An 18,034-nucleotide genomic window follows, 5' to 3' on the forward strand; every position below is an offset into this window, starting at 1 on the left:
GGGGTGGGCGACGCCGGTGGCGTCGCCCACCCCTCGCGGGTGAGACTTCCCGGAATATCACCCCCGGGAGGGCCGGATCAGCTGCCGACAGGCGCCAGCTTGTCCTCCAGGCCCGGATTGGCGTCGAGCCACTTGCGGGCCGACTGCTTCTCCTTGCCCGCGCCGCCGTCCTGGATGGCGACCTCCAGGGAGTTGAGCTTGTCCTCGCTGAGCTTGAACTTCTTCAGCCAGCCGTTCAGCTCGGGCAGGTCCTTGCCGAAGTCCTTGCGGGCGACGGTGTGGATCGAGTCGCTCTTGCCCCAGGCACCCTTCGGGTCCTTGAGCTTCGTCAGGTCGTACTTGCCGTACGCCCAGTGCGGCGACCACAGCACCACCACGACCGGCTCCTTCTTCTGAATGGAGCGGTTCAGCTGAGCCAGCATCGACGACGTACTCGACGACACCACCTTGTACTCACCCTGCAGCCCGTAAGCCTTCAGGACCTTCTTGTTCAGCAGACCCATCTCACCGGCACTCGACTCAATACCGATGATCTTCCCGTTGAACTCCTTGCCCTTGCCCTTCAGATCCGCCAGGGACTTCACACCCTTGACATACGAAGGCACGGAGAGTTCGAGCGACGTCGGGCCGTACCAGGAGCCCACATCGGTGAGCTGGTTCTTGTATCTGTCCCAGTACTGCTTGTGCGTCGTCGGCAGCCAGGAGTCGAACTGCACATCCTCCTGGCCCTGGGCGAGCGCGGTGTACAGCGGCCCCGGGTCGAGCTGCTTGACGTTGGGCTTGTAGCCGCGGTCCTCCAGGATGTTCTGCCAGAGGTACGTCGAGGCGATGGCCTCGTCCCACGGGAAGAAGCCCAGGTTGACGCTCTTGCCCGCGTCCTTGCCCTTCTGCGGGGCGCCGGCGCCCTTCGGGACCGGCGCGAGCTTCGCGGCGATGCCCGGGTTCTTCTTCAGCCAGGCGCGCACACCGTCCTGCTCATGGCCCTCACCGGCGCCCTGGACGGAGTTCTCCAGGCTGGTCAGCTGGTCCTCGGAGAGCTTGAAGTCCTTGAGCCACTTCGCGACCGTCGGGTCCTTCTTGTCGAAGCCCTTGTGCGCGACGGTGTGGATCGAGTCGCTCTTGCCCCAGGCACCCTTCGGGTCCTTGAGCTTCGTCAGGTCGTACTTGCCGTACGCCCAGTGCGGCGACCACAGCACCACCACGACCGGCTCCTTCTTCTGAATGGAGCGGTTCAGCTGAGCCAGCATCGACGACGTACTCGACGACACCACCTTGTACTCACCCTGCAGCCCGTAAGCCTTCAGGACCTTCTTGTTCAGCAGACCCATCTCACCGGCACTCGACTCAATACCGATGATCTTCCCGTTGAACTCCTTGCCCTTGCCCTTCAGATCCGCCAGGGACTTCACACCCTTGACATACGAAGGCACGGTCAGTTCGAGCGACGTCGGGCCGTACCACGTGCCCATGTCCTCAAGCTGGGACTTGTACTTGTCCCAGTAGTCCTTGTGGGTCGTCGGCAGCCAGGAGTCGGTCTGGAAGTCGATGTCACCGCGGGCCACACCGGAGTAGAGGGGGCCGGCGTCGAGCTGCTTGACGTCCGGCTTGTAGCCGCGCTCCTCCAGGAGCTCCTTCCACAGGTACGTGGAGGCGATGCCCTCGTCCCAGGGGATGTACCCCATGTTGATCTGCTTGCCGTGGCCGACGTCCGAGCCCGCCTGCGACGAGCCGCTGCTGTCGGAGGCCGAGCCGAGGTTCATACCGCCCGCGACGAGCCCGAGGATCACGACGCCGATCACGGCGACGGTGGTGCCCGGACGGTAGTGCGTGAAGCTCCACTTCTGGGCCAGGGCTGCCGCCTTCGCGGCGGCGCGGCGGCCGAGCGGGGAGACCCGCTGGTTGAGGGCGCCGGTCATCCGGTCCAGATAGATGGCGAGGATGACCACGGCCACACCGCTCTCGGCGGCGAGACCGACCTGGAGCTGGGTGATGGCCGCGTAGACCTTCTCACCGAGGCCACCCGCACCGGCCATACCGCCGATGACGACCATGGAGAGCGCGAGCATGATGACCTGGTTGACACCGGCCATGATCGTCGGCAGTGCCAGGGGCAGCTGCACCCGGCGCAGGATGTTGCGCGGCGAGGTGCCGAACGCCTCCGCGGCCTCGACCAGTTCGCTGTCCACCTGCCGGATGCCGAGCTCGGTCATACGGACGCCCGGGGGCATCGCGAAGACGATCGTGGCGATCACACCGGGGGTCACCCCGACGCCGAAGAACATGACGCCCGGGATCAGGTAGACGAAGGCGGGCATCGTCTGCATGACGTCGAGCACCGGGCGCACCGCGGCGCCGACCTTGGCGCTGCGCGCCGCCCAGATGCCCAGCGGCACCGCGATCACGATGGTGATGGCGGCGGCGACGATCACCAGCGACAGCGTGTCCATTCCCTCGTCCCAGAGGGCGAGGGAGTCGATCAGGGCGAAGCCGACGAAGGTCAGTACCGCCGGTACGAGTCCGCGCAGCCAGAAGGCGAGGACAGCGAAGATGCCCGCCATCAGCAGCGGCTCACCGCCGCCGAGGACGGCGTCGACACCGTTGTACATGTGCGTGAGAACGCTGTTGATCGCGTCGAAGAGCCAGCCGACGTGGTTCTGCAACCACTTGACTATGTCTTCGACCCAGTCGCCGAAATGGAACCTAGGCACTGGCGACCGCCTTGTTCTTGGGCGCAGCGTCGCAGGCCAGCGGGGCCTCGGCGTACTCGCCGAGGAATCCTATGAGCCGGGACTGCGGGACGACACCGACCACCTTGCCCTGGGCGTTCTTCACGGCCACGGGGTGCGGGACACGCGCGCTCACGCCGCACAGGTCGGCGAAGGTGGTGTCGGGGGTGACGGTCTCGCAGCCGCAGTCGCCCGCGTCGGGGCGGTGGACGTCGGTCATCAGCGCCGCAGCGGTGAGGACGCGGGTACGGTCCACGTCCTTGGTGAAGGAGGCGACGTAGTCGTTGGCCGGCGTGATGAGGATGTCCTCGGCGGTGCCGAGCTGGACTATCTCACCGTCGCGCATGACCGCGATGCTGTCGCCGAGGCGCATGGCCTCGTTGAGGTCGTGGGTGATGAAGACGATGGTCTTCTTCAGACGCTTCTGCAGTTCCAGCAGTTGGTCCTGCATGTCGCGGCGGATCAGCGGGTCGAGCGCGCTGAAGGACTCGTCCATCAGCAGCAGGTCCGCGTCGGTGGCGAGCGCGCGGGCCAGGCCCACCCGCTGCTGCATACCGCCGGACAGCTCGTCGGGCCAGGACTTCTCCCAGCCCTTGAGACCCGTCAGCTCCAGGGCCTCGGCCGCCCGCTTCTCGCGCTCCGCGCGGGGCACGCCCTGGACCTCCAGGCCGTAGGCCGCGTTCTCCAGGACGCTGCGGTGGGGGAAGAGCGCGAAGTGCTGGAAGACCATGCTGATCTTCTTCGAGCGGACCTCGCGGAGCTCGGTGTCGCTGAGAGCGGTCAGATCCTGCCCGTCGAAGAGCACCCGGCCCGACGTCGGGTCGAGGAGCCCGTTGAGCATGCGCAGCAGCGTGGACTTGCCGGATCCCGAGAGACCCATGACCACGAAGATGTTGCCCGGCTCGACGGTGAAGGATGCGTCGATGACCGCAGCAGTCGTCCCCTCACCGCGCAGCTCATCGCGGCCGGTGCCGTTCTCGAGTTTCTGCACGGCTTCATCGGGTCGTCTGCCGAACACTTTGTACAAGCGGTCGGCTTGCAGCCTGGACACATACACCTCACGCGTTGAAACGAAAACGACCCGTCACCCCCGTGTCGACGGGTCGTGGAGCGGCGCGGGATCGGTCCGCTTCACCCTCGCAATACTTGAATCTGCTACTGGTTCCGCTCCGTGGCGGCGCCTGCCCGCGTTTACAGAACCCAAACAGAAGAGTGACCCAGGTCACTTTGTTCGGCTGTCAGTGGCGTACGGCATGATCGGTGTGTGACGCGACGCCTGATGCTCCTCGACACCGCTTCCCTCTACTACCGGGCCTATTTCGGGGTCCCCGACACGGTACGGGCTCCGGACGGCACCCCGGTCAACGCGGTGCGCGGACTGCTCGACTTCATCGCCAGGCTGGTGCAGGACCACCGCCCGGACTCCCTGGTCGCCTGTATGGACGCCGACTGGCGCCCCCAGTGGCGGGTCGATCTGATCCCCTCGTACAAGGCGCACCGGGTGGCGGTGGAGACGGAGCAGGGGCCCGACGAGGAGGAGACCCCCGACACACTGGCCCCGCAGGTGCCGATGATCGAGCAGGTGCTCGACGCCCTGGGCATCGCCCGGGTCGGCGTCGAGGGGTACGAGGCGGACGACGTGATCGGGACGCTCACCGGACGGGCCACCGGGCCGGTCGACATCGTCACCGGGGACCGCGACCTCTATCAGCTGGTGGACGACGCGCGGGGCGTGCGGGTGCTGTATCCGCTGAAGGGCGTGGGGAACCTCCAGCTCACCGATGAGGCGCTGCTGCGCGAGAAGTACGGGGTGACCGGCCAGGGATATGTGGACCTGGCACTGCTGCGGGGGGACCCGAGCGACGGTCTGCCCGGGGTCCCGGGGATCGGCGAGAAGACCGCGGCGAAGCTGCTGGACGCGTTCGGTGATCTGGCCGGGATCATGGCCGCGGTCGACGACCCGGCATCCGGGCTCACCCCGTCGCAGCGCAGGAAGCTGGACGAGGCGCGCGCCTATGTGGCGGTGGCGCCGAAGGTGGTGCGGGTCGCGTCGGATGTGCCGCTGCCGTCGTTCGACCCGGCCCTCCCCGCCGAGCCGCGCGACCCGGCGACCCTGGAGCAGCAGAGCGCCCTCTGGGGGCTGGGCGGATCGCTCCAGCGGCTGCTCTCCACTCTTCAGGGCTGAGATGCTAACTTAGGCGAGCCTAACCATATTGACCGAGCCATATCGACCGAGCCATATCGTTCAGGGGAGCCGTCCGTGGCGGAAGCACCGGCCCGTAAAGCACCGCAGGCCCACGAGGCACAGGTGATCCGTACCGAGCGGATCACCCCGCACATGGTCCGTCTTGTCCTCGGCGGTGAGGGGCTGGACGCGTTCGACGCATCGGAGTTCACCGACCACTACATCAAGGTCCTCTTCGCACCCGATGGCGTGAGCTATCCGGAGCCGTTCGACATGGCCCGGATCCGCGAGGAGTTTCCGCGCGAACAGTGGCCGGTCACCCGGACGTACACGGTGCGGTCCTGGGATCCGGCGCTGCGTGAGCTGGCCGTCGACTTCGTCGTGCACGGCACCGAAGGTCTGGCCGGCCCGTGGGCGGCGGGCGCCCGCCCCGGCGACACCATGCGCTTCCTCGGCCCCGGCGGCGGGTACGCACCGGACCCGGCGGCCGGCTGGCACCTGCTGGCGGGCGACGAGAGCGCGCTGCCCGCGATCGCGGCCGCGGTCGAGGCGATGCCCGCGGGCGCCGTGGTCCACGCCTTCGTCGAGGTCTCGGGACCGGACGAGGAGCAGAAGATCGAGGCGCCGGACGGCGTCGCGGTGCAGTGGCTGCACCGCGGCGCACGCCCGGCGGGCGAGGCGCTGACCGAGGCGGTGCAGGCACTCGACTTCCCGGCGGGCGAGGTCAGCGCCTTCGTGCACGGCGAGGCGGGCTGCGTGAAGGAGCTGCGGCGCCATCTGCGGCTGGACCGGGGCATCCCCCGCGAGCAGCTGTCCATCTCGGGCTACTGGCGGCTGGGACAGGACGACGAGTCCTGGCGCGCGGTGAAGCGCGAGTGGAACGCCCAGGTGGAGGCCGAACAGGAGCAGGCACAGCCGCAGGCGGGCTGACCTCCTCCGGTACGGCTTGCGCTTAGCGCCTGCCGTAATGCCTCTCCGTAACGCCCGGGAAGCCCCCGGCAGCGAGCACCCGCTCGCCGCCGGGGGCTTCCCGCTGCGCGGCCCGGCAGCTGAGGCCGCGGGCGGCGGCAGGAGCGGGGCGAGAACCCGTGGAACCATGCCCACGTCCGACCAATCCACCGCCGCACCCGCTCCGAATGTCCAGCGAGAAGCCGTACATTCCCTGCCCGCCCTGCGAAGGAACGCCGCGTGAAAGAAGCCGTACACATCAGCGGAGCCGCCTCGGCGGGACCTGATCTGCAGCAATTGCTCGCCCTGGTCGCCCGCGGCGACCAAGACGCCTTCTCGCGTCTGTACGACTCCGTGTGCGGCCCCGTTCTCGGACTGGTGCGCGCGGTGCTGCGCGATCCCGCACAGTCGGAGGAGGTGGCCCAGGAGGTGCTCCTTGAGGTGTGGCGCAGTGCGGCACGCTTCCAGCCCGACCGCGGATCGGCGATGAACTGGGTCCTGATGCTCGCCCACCGCCGGGCGGTGGACCGGGTCCGCTCGGCCCAGGCCGCATCCGACCGTGAGCAGCGGGCCGCCCTGCTCGACCGGACACCGGCCTTCGACGAGGTCGTCGAGCAGGTCGAGTCCCGGCTCGAACGCGAACAGGTGCGCCGCTGTCTGGGTTCTCTGACAGAGGTGCAACGCGAGTCGGTGACGCTCGCGTACTACCGGGGCCTCGCCTACCGGGAAGTGGCCGAGCTGCTCTCCGTACCGCTCGGCACCATCAAGACTCGACTGCGCGACGGACTCATCCGGATGCGCGACTGCCTGGGGGTCAGCGCATGATGACAGCGGATCTGCACACACTGACCGGCGCCTACGCACTGCACGCCCTGGAGCCGGACGAGCGCGCCGAGTTCGAACAGCACCTCCAGGCGTGCCCCGCCTGTGCCCAGGAGGTCCGTGAGCTGGTGGCGACCGCGGGGCGGCTGGCGCTCGCTGTCGCCGTGACCCCGCCCCCCGCCCTCAAGCAGGAGGTCCTGCGGCGGATCGCCACCGAGCGCCAGGAGGCACCGCTGCTGCCGCAGCAGCACCGCGGCGGTGGCACCGTACGCGGAGGCCGCGCCCTCTCCCGCTTCGCGCTGGCGGCCTGTCTGGCCGCGGCCGTCGGACTCGGCGGGGTCGCGGTGTGGCAGCACCAGGAGGCGGGGGACGCCCGGAACTCCGCCGCCCAGGCGCAGCAGCACGCACGTGCGCTGGCCTCGGTGCTCGCCGCGCCGGACGCCAAGGTCACGACGGGCAGGCTGAAGGGCGGGGCGACCGGCACGGTGGTCGTCTCGCACACCAGGGACAAGGCGGCCTTCCTCGCCTCCGGACTGGCGAAACCGCCGAGAGGCAAGGTCTACGAGCTCTGGTACGACGACAATGGGACGATGCGCCCCGCGGGTCTGCTGAATCCTTCATCCTCGTCGGAGAGCGTGCTCATGGAGGGCTCGGTGAACGGTGCGGCCGCCATGGGGATCACGGTCGAGCCGGCCGGCGGGTCCAAGGCGCCGACGAGCGGTCCGCTCGCCCTGATGCGCTTCGCGACCTGACGCGGGCGGCGGCGGAGCGTACGTGAGAGGGGGCCCGGACATCCGGGCCCCCTTCCACGTTTCGCGCTCCGCCGCTCCGGGTGGCCCGGGTCAGCTCCGCTTCGGTGGCAGCGGGAAGAACCCACTGGTCCGCCGGGCGTAATCGGCGAAGCCCGGCCGGTCGGCCATATGCCGCTCCAGCAGCCGCTTCCCGCTCCCGCCGATCAGCAGGAAGCTCATCACCAGCGGGCTGACGACGGTGGCAGCGGCGACGACCGGATCGTCGCAGACGAGCAGGAAGAGCCCCCACCAGACGCAGAAGTCACCGAAGTAGTTCGGGTGCCTGGTCCAGGACCAGAGGCCGCGGTCCATGATCTGCCCCCGGTGGGCCGGGTCCGCCTTGAAACGCGCCAGCTGCCGGTCCCCCACCGCCTCGAAGACCAGACCGACCAGCCAGACCGCACAGCCCACGTACCCGGCGGGCCCCATCGTCCCGGGCAGATACTGCGCCGCCTGGACGGGCAGCGAGATGAGCACCACCAGCACGCCCTGCAGCAGATAGACCATGCGCAGCGCATACAGATTCCGGTTGCCCGGCGCCTTGGCGAGCATCGACTCGTAGCGGGCGTCCTCGCCGTGGCCACGCCCGCGCAGCGCGATGTGGATGCCGAGCCGCAGCCCCCAGACGACGGTCAGCGCGGTGATCACGAGCCGCCGCACCCCGTCGCCCCCCTCCCCCGCCGCGACGGCGTACGAGACGAGCGCGACCACGCCGAACGCCGGCCCCCAGGCGATGTCGACGATCCGGTGCAGCCCCCTGGCGACGGCGACGGCGAAGGTGAGGAGCATGACGGCGAGCGCCGCGACGGCCGCCGCACCGACGCCCTGTCCGAACGCGCCCCATGGGTAGCCGCTCACCTGACGGCGTCCGCGGCGTACCAGTCGTGCGGGGTGGCGGGCATCGCGCTGTCTCCCGTGTCGTCGGGCCTTACGGCCAGGATCTGGTCCACGCCCATCCGCCGCTCCTCGAACGCGAGCCGCCCGCCCGCCAGATAGAGCCGCCAGACCCGTGCGGTCTCCTCACCGGCCAGCGCGCAGAACTCCTCCCACCGTTCCTCAAGGGTCCGCTCCCAGGCGGCGACCGTCCAGCCGTAGTGCTCCCGCAGTGACTCCACGGCCCGCACCTCAAGACCCGCGCCCTCCAGGAGCGAGACCGTCTCGCCCAGGGGACGCATATGCATGTCGGGTGCGATGTACGCCTCGATGAAGGCCCCGCCGCCCGGGGCGACGGCGCCACGGGACATCTGCTGGACCAGTACCCGCCCGGCCGGGCGGACCATCCCGTGCAGCAGGGCGGTGAAGCCGGGGTACTGCGCGTCGCCGACGTGCTCGCCCATCTCGATGGTGGAGACCGCGTCGTAGTCGCCGCCCGTGAGGTCGCGGTAGTCCGAGAGCCGGACCTCCACCAGACCGGTCAGTCCGCGCTCCACCACCTGGCGCCGCACGTAATCCGCCTGCTCGGCCGCGAGGGTGACCGCAGTGACCTTCGCCTTGTACTCCTGGGCCGCGTACAGGGTGAGCGATCCCCAGCCGCAGCCGATGTCGAGCAGCCGGGCGCCGGGGGTCAGTGCGAGCTTGCGGCAGATCAGTTCCAGCTTGTCGCGCTGGGCGTCGGCCACCCCGTACTCCGGCTTGTCGCTGGTCCAGTAGCCGCAGGAGTACGCCATGGTCTCGTCGAGCAGCAGGGCGTAGAAGTCGTTGGAGAGGTCGTAGTGGTGGCTGATCGCGGCCCGATCCCTGGCCCTGCTGTGCAGGGCGCCGCGCAGCCTGGCCTGGGAGGCCGGCGGAGCGGGGCGGGGGCCGACCGCGCCGAGGCGCAGCGCGGTGCGCGCCGCGCGGGCCCGGTCGGCGACGGTGAGCCGCGGCGGGCGCAGGGCCCGGCCCCGGACGGCGCTCCACACCGTACGCAGTCCTTCCGCGAGGTCGCCCTCCACGTCCAGTTCGCCGGTGATGTACGCCTGGGCCAGGCCGAGTTCGTCGGGCTGCCAGAGCAGTCTGCGCAGGGCGCGGCGTGAGCGCAGGACCACGACGGGCGCGCCTTCCGGGCCTGCGACGGAGCCGTCCCAGGCCCGCAGGCGCAGCGGAAGACGGCCGCCGATGAACTGTTCGACCAGCGGGAACAGCTGTGGGGCGGCGCCCGTACGGGGCTGAGGGCGCGTCATCGGTGGGTCTCCTCCTTGGAGAGCAGCAGTTGCTGCACATCGAGGTAGCCGGAGCGGAATCCCGCCTCGGAGTAGGCCAGATAGAAGGTCCATAGCCGCCGGAAGGTCCGGTCGAAGCCGAGTGCGGCGACCTGGTCGGCCCGCTCCTCGAAGCGTTCGCGCCAGAGCCTGAGGGTCTCGGCGTAGTGCGGTCCGAACTCCTCGCGCCGCCGGACCCGCAGCGCCGTGTGCTCGGTGGTGATCTGCTCGATCGCCTCGGTCGAGGGCAGCAGCCCGCCGGGGAAGATGTACTTCTGGATCCAGGTGAAGGTGTCCTTGCTGGCCAGCATCCGCTCGTGCGGCATGGTGATCGCCTGGAGCGCGATCCTCCCGCCGGGCTCCAGGAGCCGGTCGAGGGTCGTGAAGTACTCGGGCCAGAACTCCGCGCCGACCGCCTCGATCATCTCGACGCTCACGATGGCGTCGTAACGGCCCTCCACCCGGCGGTAGTCGAGGATCTCCACCGAGACGCTGTCCTGGTACCCCGCGGCACGGATGCGCTCGACGGCCAGCTCACGCTGTTCCCTGGAGAGCGTCACCGTGCGCACCCGGGCGCCGCGCGCCGCGGCCCGGACGGCCAGTTCGCCCCAGCCGGTGCCGATTTCGAGGAGCCGGGTGCCGGGGCCGACGCCGGCCTCGTCGAGCAGCCGGTCGATCTTGCGGTGCTGGGCCGCGGCCAGCAGCGACCGGTCGGCGGGGAAGCCGCGGAAGAGCGCCGACGAGTACGAGAGCGTCTCGTCCAGGAAGAGCGCGAACAGATCGTTGGAGAGGTCGTAGTGGTGGCTGATGTTCTCGCGTGAGCCCTCGGGCGTGTTGCGCTGGGCCGTCGGCTGCTTGCCGGCCCACAACGCCCGCAGCCGCTGCAGCGGCGCGGGGATCAGGCTCGCGGCGCGCTCGGCCAGCACGGTCAGGACGGCGACCAGGTCGGGGGCCTCCCATTCGCCCGCCATCCAGGACTCACCGAAGCCGATCAGGCCGCCCGCGCCGATCCGGCGGAAGAACGCCCCCGGGTCGCGCACATCGAGCAGCGGCCCCCCGACCCCGAGCGTCTCGGTGCCGGCGAGCCGGACCCGTAGCGGAAGTCCGGCGAGCGCCCGGCGGACGATGCGCTCCGCGATGGCGGTACGCAGCCAGGACGCGTCCGGCAGCCGGGCCACGTCCGGCCAGCGCTCGGCGTCGACCCCGGTACGGGGCAAAGCTGTTGAGGGGGTGGCGGGCCCGGGGGATCCTGCGGATCCGGGAGACGCCGGGGACACGGACGACACACTCACTTGACGCCCTCCTGGGGCAGATGGCGGGGACGGGGCTGGACGGGCAGCCCGCGCAGATACAGCCAGATCCCATGTACCCGGATCCCGAGGGAGACGGCCATGGTCGACCACGGATGGCGCAGCGCCGACCGCAGCAGGACGGCCGGGGTGGCGGCCCGGCGCTCCCCCCGTACGGTCGCGGTGAACGGACGCGCGCCGCCGCGCTCCAGATGCACCGCAAGATTCAGCCGCTCGCCCGGTTCGGGCAGCCGCATCCGGTAGTCGCCGTCCACGGGGAAGAACGGCGATACGTAGAACTCCTTCCGCACCACGTCCCGGCCCGCCGGGTCGGGGCGCAGCAGATAGCAGTGCCGCTCGCCGTAGGTGTTGTGCACCTCGGCGACGGCACACAGCGGGCTCCCCTGCGCGTCGCGGCACCAGTAGACGGTCAGCGGGTTGAAGACATGGCCGAACACCCGGGCGTGGGTGAGCATCTGTACGGTGCCGGCGCCCAGGTCGATACCCCGGGCGGTCAGGAACCTCTCCAGGCCCTCGCGGACGGTCGTGCTCTCCCCGCCGAAGTGGTCGCGGCCGTCGAACCGGGCGAGCGGGCGCAGCGCGCGCGGCAGCCGGGGCGGACTGTCGGGGTCGATCAGCCACATATACGTGTGGTGGTGCAGGGTGTGCCGCTTCGGTGCGGTCCGCACATGCGTGATCGTGCACGGGTAGACGGCGTTCACCAGGTCACCCCCAGCGCCTGGGCCGCCGCGACCCCCGAACGGCAGCCGTCCTCGTGGAAACCCGAGCCGTGGTAGGCGCCCGCGTAGGCGGTGACCGGGCCGCTGAGACCGGGCAGCCGGCGCTGGGCCGCCATCGACTCCACGCTGAACACCGGGTGTTCGTACACCATGCGGTCGAGCACCCGGTCGTCGTCGATCCGGTCCGCGCCGTTCAGGGTGACGACGTAGGTCTCCGGCGCGTCGAGGCGCTGGAGGCGGTTCATGTCATAGCTGACCCGGACGCTGCCGGCCCCGGCGGCGCACCCCGGCATCAGGTAGTTCCAGGAGGCGCGGGCGCGCGGGCTGCGCGGCAGGATCGTGGTGTCCGTGTGCAGCACGGTGGGGTTGCGGGTGTAGCGGAAGGCGCCGAGGACGCTGCTCTCCTGCTCGGTCGGGTCGGCCAGCAGGGCGAGCGCCTGGTCGGGGTGGACGGCGATGACCACCGAGTCGTACCGCTCGCTCGCGCCGTCGTCCGTGGTGATCTCGACACCGCCGGAGGTACGCCGGACAGCGCGGACCGGGGTCGAGGTGTGCAGCGCGGTGAGCTGTTTGCCGACCCGTTCGACGTACGTACGTGAACCGCCGGTCACCGTGCGCCAGGTCGGGGAGCCGGTCACCGAGAGCAGACCGTGGTGTTCCAGGAAGCGGAAGAGCGGCCCGGCGGGGTGGCCGAGGGCGGTCACCGGGTCGCAGGACCACACCGCCGAGACCAGCGGAGTCATGAAGTGCGCGGTGAAGTACGGCGAGAAGCCGCCGCGGCCGAGGAACTCGCCCAGGGTCAGCGCCTGCACGCCCGGCCCTGCCGCCAGCATTTTCCGGGCGAGGCGGTGGAAGCGGGGCACCTCGGCGAGCATCCGCAGATAGCGGCCGCGGAAGGCGTTGCCCGGCTGGGCGAGGAGTCCGGACAGGCCGCGCGCACCGGCGTATTCGAGACCGCACCCCTCGCACCGCACCGACATGCTCATCTCCGACTCCTGTGTCTCCACGCCCAGTTCGGCGAAGAGCCGCAGCAGCTGCGGGTAGGTGCGCCGGTTGTGGACGATGAACCCGGAGTCGACGGCGTGCACCCGGCCGTCGGCGGACGGTATGTCATGGGTGTGGGCATGGCCGCCGAGCCGGTCGTCCGCCTCGTACAGCGAGACCTCATGCGCGCGCTGGAGGACATGCGCGGCGGTGAGCCCCGCGATCCCGCTCCCCACCACTGCCGTCCGACGCCTCTGGTCCGCCATGCCGCTCCCTCCGGTAAGTCATGCGGGCACCGCCGCTCACCAGGCATTCGCAGCCGGAGTCCACTCGGATTGGTCCATCACACGATCGGATGACAGACCGATCCGGACCAATCCGCGGCCGTCCTGGGCCCGAATAGCCGACGTGAGTGCACTTCGGAGAGGTACGGCCGCACCGGGTTCCGGACGGAACACCCGCTGCGCGACGCGCTGTGCGGCGGCGCCTCACTCCGCATGTGCCCCATCCCTTACAGACGTTCCGCGAATCCCCTTCCCCTAGGAGAACCCCATGCGCACCACCCGCTTCCCCCGTGTCACCCTCGCCGTCGTCGGCGCGGTCGCTCTTCCGCTGGCGCTCTCCGCCTGCTCGTCGAACGACTCGAAGGGCGACTCGAAGGCCTCGGACAAGAAGCCTTCGGCCGCGGCCACCAAGTCGGACACCATGGACACCAGCAAGCCGTTCGGCCCCGGCTGTGCCACGGTCCCGAAGAACGGTGCGGGCAGCTTCAACGGCATGGCGAAGGACCCGGTCGCCACCGCCGCTTCGAACAACCCGGCGCTGTCCACCCTGGTGACCGCGGTGAAGAAGGCCGGCCTGGTCGACACCCTGAACAACGCCAAGAACATCACCGTGTTCGCCCCGACCAACGACGCCTTCAACAAGATCCCGAAGGCCCAGCTGGACAAGGTCCTCAACGACAAGGCGATGCTCACCAAGATCCTCACGTACCACGTCGTCGGCCAGAAGCTCACGCCGAAGATGCTGGAGAACGGCAGCTACCCGACGCTGGAGAAGAGCAAGCTCACCACCTCGGGTTCCGGCGTCTCGTACAAGGTCAACGACGCCTCGAACGTGGTCTGCGGCAACGTCCCGACGGCCAACGCCACGGTGTACATCGTCGACTCCGTGCTGATGCCGAAGTAATCGCACCGCTGTAGTCACCCCGTCGTAGTGACACGGTCGTAGTGACACGGTCGTCCTCGCACGGCCGCGGTCACATCGGCGCTGTTGCACCGGCGTCGTCACACGGTCTCCGTCACGGTCGCGGCCGCATCGGCGCAGTCGCGTCGGCGCCGGTACGCGTACCGCTTCAAGCGTCCCACGGCGCGGGCCGCCGCACATCCGCTGTGCGGCGGCCCGCGCCGTTCCGCGGGAGACGGCGGACCCCCGCCCCGCTCCGGCCCCGGACGGTTCGCCCTGCGGGCCGTCGCTCGTACCCTTGAGCCACGATGAGACGCAAGACCGCCCGGCTCCCGGGCCCCCTGCCCCAGCGCGAAGGCATCGACGCGGTGCGACTGCGCCTTCCCGTGGACGGCTCGTGGGCCACGATCGGGGAGCACCTTGCGGAGCGGCTGCCGGGTGGCGCCGCCGAGGTCGACGCCATGCTGCGCAGGGGCGCGTTCGTCGGCGTGGACGGGCCGGTCCTGGCCGACACCCCTTATCTGCCCGGGGGTTCGGTCTGGTTCCACCGGGACTTCCCCGCCGAGGTGCGCGTGCCGTTCGCCATCGGTGTGCGCTACCGCGACGAGCACATCGTCGTCGCCGACAAACCGCACTTCCTGGCCACCACCCCGCGGGGCCGGCACATCACCCAGACCGCGCTGGCCCGGCTGCGCACCGAGCTGGAGCTGCCCGCGCTGAGCCCCGCCCACCGGCTGGACCGGCTGACCGCGGGTCTGGTGCTCTTCTCCGTACGGCCCGGGGAGCGCGGCGCGTACCAGACGCTGTTCCGGGACCGGAAGGTGCACAAGGAGTACGAGGCCGTCGCCCCCTACCGGTCCGGCCTCGGCCTGCCGCGCGTCTCCCGTAGCCGCATCGAGAAGGTGCCGGGGATCGTCGCCGCTTTCGAGACACCCGGTGAGCCGAACAGCGAGACCCGCATCGAGCGGACCGGCCGCAAGGGGGATCTCGCCCGCTACCGGCTCACCCCCGTCACCGGCCGCACGCACCAGCTGCGGGTCCATATGAACGCGCTGGGCGTACCGCTGCTCGGCGACCCGTTCTTCCCTGTCGTCACCGACCCGGCCCCGGACGACTTCCGCAGGCCGCTGCAACTGCTGGCCCGCGTCCTGGAGTTCACCGACCCGGTCACCGGCGCCGAGCACCGCTTCGAGAGCGGCCGCTCGCTCCTGGCCTGGACGTCGTACGACACCTGGGCGGCGGACGGCTGAGCGCGTACGTACGGGCCCCCGCCCGTCCCCGCCGGAGCAGTCCGGCGGAGGCCCCTACCGCGCTTCGCGCGCCCGGTCAGCCGACTGAGCTGTACGCCACCACGCCGCGCCGCACCGCGTCGACCGCCTTGCGGGCGTTGCGCGAGACCGTGCTGTTCTCGCCGGGGGCCGCCGCCGCGATCTGGCCCAGTACGTCGATGACCTGCTTGCACCAGCGCACGAAGTCACCGGCCGGCATCTCGGCGTCGCGCAGCACCTCGTCCAGGCCCCGTCCGGAGGCCCACTGGTACGCCGCCCAGGCGAAGCCGAGATCGGGCTCGCGCTGGCCGACGCCCTCCGTCTGGTTGATCTTGAAGTCCTCCTCCAGGGCGTCCAGCCTGCCCCAGATCCGGACCATCTCGCCCAGCGCGGTCTTCGCCGCACCCGAGGGGACCTTGGGTGTGACCGCGTCGTCGGCCTGTCGTGCCTCGAAGACCAGCGCGGAGACGCACGCCGCCAGTTCGGCCGGGTTGAGCCCCTCCCAGACGCCCTCGCGCAGACACTCCGACGCCAGCAGGTCCAGCTCGCCGTAGAGCCGGGCGAGCCGCTTGCCGTGCACGGTCGACTCGTCGCCCCGCAGATAGTCCAGCTCGGTCAGCAGGGCGTAGATCCGGTCGAAGGTGCGGGCGATGGTGTTGGTCCGGCCCTCGATCCGGCGCTCCAGCTGGCGGGTGTCACGCTGCAGCCGGTAGTAGCGCTCGGCCCAGCGGGCGTGGTCCTCGCGCTCGTCGCAGCCGTGGCAGGGGTGGGCGCGCAGCTCGGTGCGCAGCCGGGCGATCTCCCGGTCGTCGGCGGCGGCCGCACGGGGCTTGCGGTGCCGTTCGGGCACGATGTGCCCGGCCTTGCTCCGCAGCGCTGAGGCCAGATCACGCCGGGACTGCGGCGACTTCGCGTTGAACGACTTCGGGATCCGCATCCGGTCCAGCGCCTCGACAGGCACCGGGAAGTCGATCGAGGCGAGCCGCTTGACCTGCCGCTCGGCGGTGAGCACCAGCGGCCGGGGGCCGTCGTACGCCTCGAAACCCCGGTGCCCGTTGGCCCGGCCCGCGGGCAGCCCCGGGTCGATGACCAGGGCCAGACCCGCGAACTTGCCGGTCGGCACATGGATGACATCGCCGGGCCTGAGCTTCTCCAGGGCGTCGGCGGCAGCGGCCCGCCGCTGCACGGCCCCCTGCTTGGCCAGCTCGGTCTCACGGTCCTTGAGGTCGCGGCGCAGCCGCGCGTACTCCTCGAAGTCCCCGAGGTGACAGGTCATCCCCTCGCGGTAACCGGCGATGCCCTCCTCGTTCTTCTGCACCTGCTTGGAGATCCCGACGACCGACTTGTCCGCCTGGAACTGCGCGAAGGACGTTTCGAGCAGCTCACGTGAGCGGTGCCGGCCGAACTGCTGCACCAGGTTCACGGCCATGTTGTACGAGGGCCGGAAGCTGGAGCGCAGCGGATAGGTACGGGTACCGGCGAGACCGGCGAGCGCGCCCGGGTCCATGGCACGCTGCCAGAGCACCACGGCGTGGCCCTCGACGTCGATACCGCGCCGCCCGGCCCGGCCGGTCAGCTGGGTGTACTCGCCGGGGGTGATGTCGGCGTGCTGCTCGCCGTTCCACTTGACGAGCTTCTCCAGGACCACCGAGCGGGCGGGCATGTTGATGCCGAGTGCCAGGGTCTCGGTCGCGAACACGGCCTTCACGAGGCCGCGTACGAAGAGCTCCTCGACGACCTCCTTGAAGGTCGGCAGCATCCCCGCGTGGTGCGCGGCGATACCGCGCTCCAGACCTTCCAGCCACTCGTAGTAACCGAGGACGTGCAGATCCTCGCGCGGGATGGACGCGGTGCGCTCCTCGACGATCTCGCGCACCGTCTGACGGGCCTCTTCGGAGTTGAGCCGCAGCCCCGCGTAGAGACACTGCTGGACCGCGGCCTCGCAGCCGGCCCTGCTGAAGATGAAGGTGATGGCGGGCAGCAGCCCCTCGGCGTCGAGCCGGGCGATGACCTCGGCCCTGCTGGGCGTCCAGATCCGGCTGCGGGAGCGCCGCTCGCGCTCGCGGTCCGCCTCGCGCACCATCCTGCCGCGGCGGCGGTCGCGCGGGTTGTACGTGCGCTGGTTCTCCTGGCGGGCCATCCGCAGCAGGTCGGGGTTGACCTCGCGCTTGGCGCCGCCGCGGCCGCCGTGGTCCGTCGACTCCTCGAAGAGGTCGTACATCCGGCGCCCGGCGAGCACGTGCTGCCAGAGCGGGACGGGCCGGTGCTCGGAGACGATCACCTCGGTGTCGCCGCGGACGGTGTCCAGCCAGTCACCGAACTCCTCCGCGTTGGACACGGTCGCCGAGAGCGACACCAGGGTCACCGATTCCGGCAGATGGATGATCACCTCCTCCCACACGGCGCCGCGGAAGCGGTCGGAGAGGTAGTGCACCTCGTCCATGACCACATAGCCGAGCCCGAGGAGCGCCTGCGAGCCCGCGTACAGCATGTTCCGCAGGACCTCGGTGGTCATGACGACCACCGGGGCGTCCGCGTTCACACTGTTGTCGCCGGTGAGCAGGCCGACCTTGTCCGCCCCGTAACGCTTGGCGAGATCGGCGTACTTCTGGTTCGAGAGCGCCTTGATCGGGGTGGTGTAGAAGCATTTGCGGCCCTGCGCCAGGGCCAGGTGCACGGCGAACTCGCCGACGATCGTCTTGCCCGAGCCGGTGGGCGCCGCGACGAGCACACCCTTGCCCGCCTCCAGGGCCCGGCACGCCTCGATCTGGAACGGATCGAGAGCGAAGTCGTACATGCGGCGGAAGGGGGCCAGCGCGGTGGCCTCTTCGACAGCGCGGGTGCGGGCGGCTGCATAACGCTCAGCGGGCGAAAGGTCCTCGGTCATCTTGTCTTCGAGCCTACCCGCCGCCTCCG

The 18,034-nt window shown here is 70.3% G+C and carries 14 protein-coding genes; 6 read left to right on the forward strand and 8 right to left on the reverse strand.

Annotation, left to right across the window (positions count from 1 at the left end; all coding sequences use genetic code 11):
• Window positions 1-77 precede the first annotated feature (77 nt).
• Together ACWGKJ_RS28195 and ACWGKJ_RS28200 are read right to left on the reverse strand one after the other, a co-directional pair.
• The gene (locus tag ACWGKJ_RS28195) at window positions 78-2,708 is read right to left on the reverse strand and encodes an ABC transporter permease/substrate binding protein (RefSeq protein ID WP_453315851.1); all 2,631 of its coding nucleotides are present in this window, start codon (window positions 2,706-2,708) and stop codon (window positions 78-80) included.
• Window positions 2,701-3,783 carry a quaternary amine ABC transporter ATP-binding protein gene (locus ACWGKJ_RS28200; RefSeq protein WP_385033912.1) on the reverse strand — a complete coding sequence of 361 codons (1,083 nt, stop codon included), beginning with the start codon at window positions 3,781-3,783 and terminating at the stop codon, window positions 2,701-2,703. Before ACWGKJ_RS28200 ends, ACWGKJ_RS28195 begins: the two co-directional genes overlap by 8 nt.
• Before the next feature lie 222 nt (window positions 3,784-4,005).
• Between ACWGKJ_RS28200 and ACWGKJ_RS28205 the strand changes: the two genes are divergently transcribed.
• From ACWGKJ_RS28205 to ACWGKJ_RS28220, 4 genes are all read left to right on the forward strand, one after another.
• The gene (locus tag ACWGKJ_RS28205; protein WP_385033918.1) at window positions 4,006-4,911 is read left to right on the forward strand and encodes a 5'-3' exonuclease; all 906 of its coding nucleotides are present in this window, start codon (window positions 4,006-4,008) and stop codon (window positions 4,909-4,911) included.
• Window positions 4,912-4,986: 75 nt separating this feature from the next.
• On the forward strand, window positions 4,987-5,841 hold the full coding sequence (locus tag ACWGKJ_RS28210; RefSeq protein WP_453315852.1) for a siderophore-interacting protein: 855 nt from the start codon (window positions 4,987-4,989) through the stop codon (window positions 5,839-5,841).
• 258 nt (window positions 5,842-6,099) lie between these two features.
• Window positions 6,100-6,684: a sigma-70 family RNA polymerase sigma factor gene (locus tag ACWGKJ_RS28215; protein WP_385033721.1), complete on the forward strand. Its 585-nt coding sequence runs from the start codon at window positions 6,100-6,102 to the stop codon at window positions 6,682-6,684.
• Entirely contained in the window at window positions 6,681-7,433 is a 753-nt protein-coding gene (locus tag ACWGKJ_RS28220; RefSeq protein ID WP_385033724.1) for an anti-sigma factor, read from the forward strand. The genes ACWGKJ_RS28215 and ACWGKJ_RS28220 overlap by 4 nt, the downstream gene beginning before the upstream one ends.
• Window positions 7,434-7,523: 90 nt before the next feature.
• Here ACWGKJ_RS28220 and ACWGKJ_RS28225 read toward each other — a convergent pair whose 3' ends face one another.
• The 5 genes from ACWGKJ_RS28225 to ACWGKJ_RS28245 all read right to left on the reverse strand — a co-directional run bounded on the left by ACWGKJ_RS28225 (window position 7,524) and on the right by ACWGKJ_RS28245 (window position 12,931).
• The gene (locus ACWGKJ_RS28225; RefSeq protein WP_385033727.1) at window positions 7,524-8,330 is read right to left on the reverse strand and encodes a DUF1295 domain-containing protein; all 807 of its coding nucleotides are present in this window, start codon (window positions 8,328-8,330) and stop codon (window positions 7,524-7,526) included.
• Window positions 8,327-9,634 carry a class I SAM-dependent methyltransferase gene (locus ACWGKJ_RS28230; protein WP_385033730.1) on the reverse strand — a complete coding sequence of 436 codons (1,308 nt, stop codon included), beginning with the start codon at window positions 9,632-9,634 and terminating at the stop codon, window positions 8,327-8,329. Before ACWGKJ_RS28230 ends, ACWGKJ_RS28225 begins: the two co-directional genes overlap by 4 nt.
• On the reverse strand, window positions 9,631-10,869 hold the full coding sequence (locus tag ACWGKJ_RS28235) for a class I SAM-dependent methyltransferase (protein ID WP_385033733.1): 1,239 nt from the start codon (window positions 10,867-10,869) through the stop codon (window positions 9,631-9,633). Before ACWGKJ_RS28235 ends, ACWGKJ_RS28230 begins: the two co-directional genes overlap by 4 nt.
• 71 nt (window positions 10,870-10,940) lie before the next feature.
• Entirely contained in the window at window positions 10,941-11,663 is a 723-nt protein-coding gene (locus tag ACWGKJ_RS28240; RefSeq protein ID WP_385033736.1) for a DUF1365 domain-containing protein, read from the reverse strand.
• On the reverse strand, window positions 11,660-12,931 hold the full coding sequence (locus ACWGKJ_RS28245) for an NAD(P)/FAD-dependent oxidoreductase (RefSeq protein ID WP_385033739.1): 1,272 nt from the start codon (window positions 12,929-12,931) through the stop codon (window positions 11,660-11,662). The genes ACWGKJ_RS28240 and ACWGKJ_RS28245 overlap by 4 nt, the downstream gene beginning before the upstream one ends.
• A 286-nt stretch (window positions 12,932-13,217) precedes the next feature.
• On the opposite strand from ACWGKJ_RS28245, the gene ACWGKJ_RS28250 reads away from it, so the two are divergent.
• Complete coding sequence (locus ACWGKJ_RS28250) at window positions 13,218-13,853, forward strand: fasciclin domain-containing protein (protein WP_385033742.1); 636 nt, start codon at window positions 13,218-13,220, stop codon at window positions 13,851-13,853.
• A 305-nt stretch (window positions 13,854-14,158) separates the two neighbouring features.
• Window positions 14,159-15,100, forward strand: a complete 942-nt coding sequence (locus tag ACWGKJ_RS28255) for an RluA family pseudouridine synthase (RefSeq protein WP_385022938.1) — start codon at window positions 14,159-14,161, stop codon at window positions 15,098-15,100.
• A 76-nt stretch (window positions 15,101-15,176) separates the two neighbouring features.
• Here ACWGKJ_RS28255 and ACWGKJ_RS28260 read toward each other — a convergent pair whose 3' ends face one another.
• Window positions 15,177-18,005, reverse strand: coding sequence for a DEAD/DEAH box helicase (locus ACWGKJ_RS28260; RefSeq protein ID WP_385022940.1), 2,829 nt, complete (start codon window positions 18,003-18,005; stop codon window positions 15,177-15,179).
• Between the last annotated feature and the right edge of the window lie 29 nt (window positions 18,006-18,034).

The sequence above is a fragment of the Streptomyces sp. NPDC054757 genome (assembly GCF_053612185.1).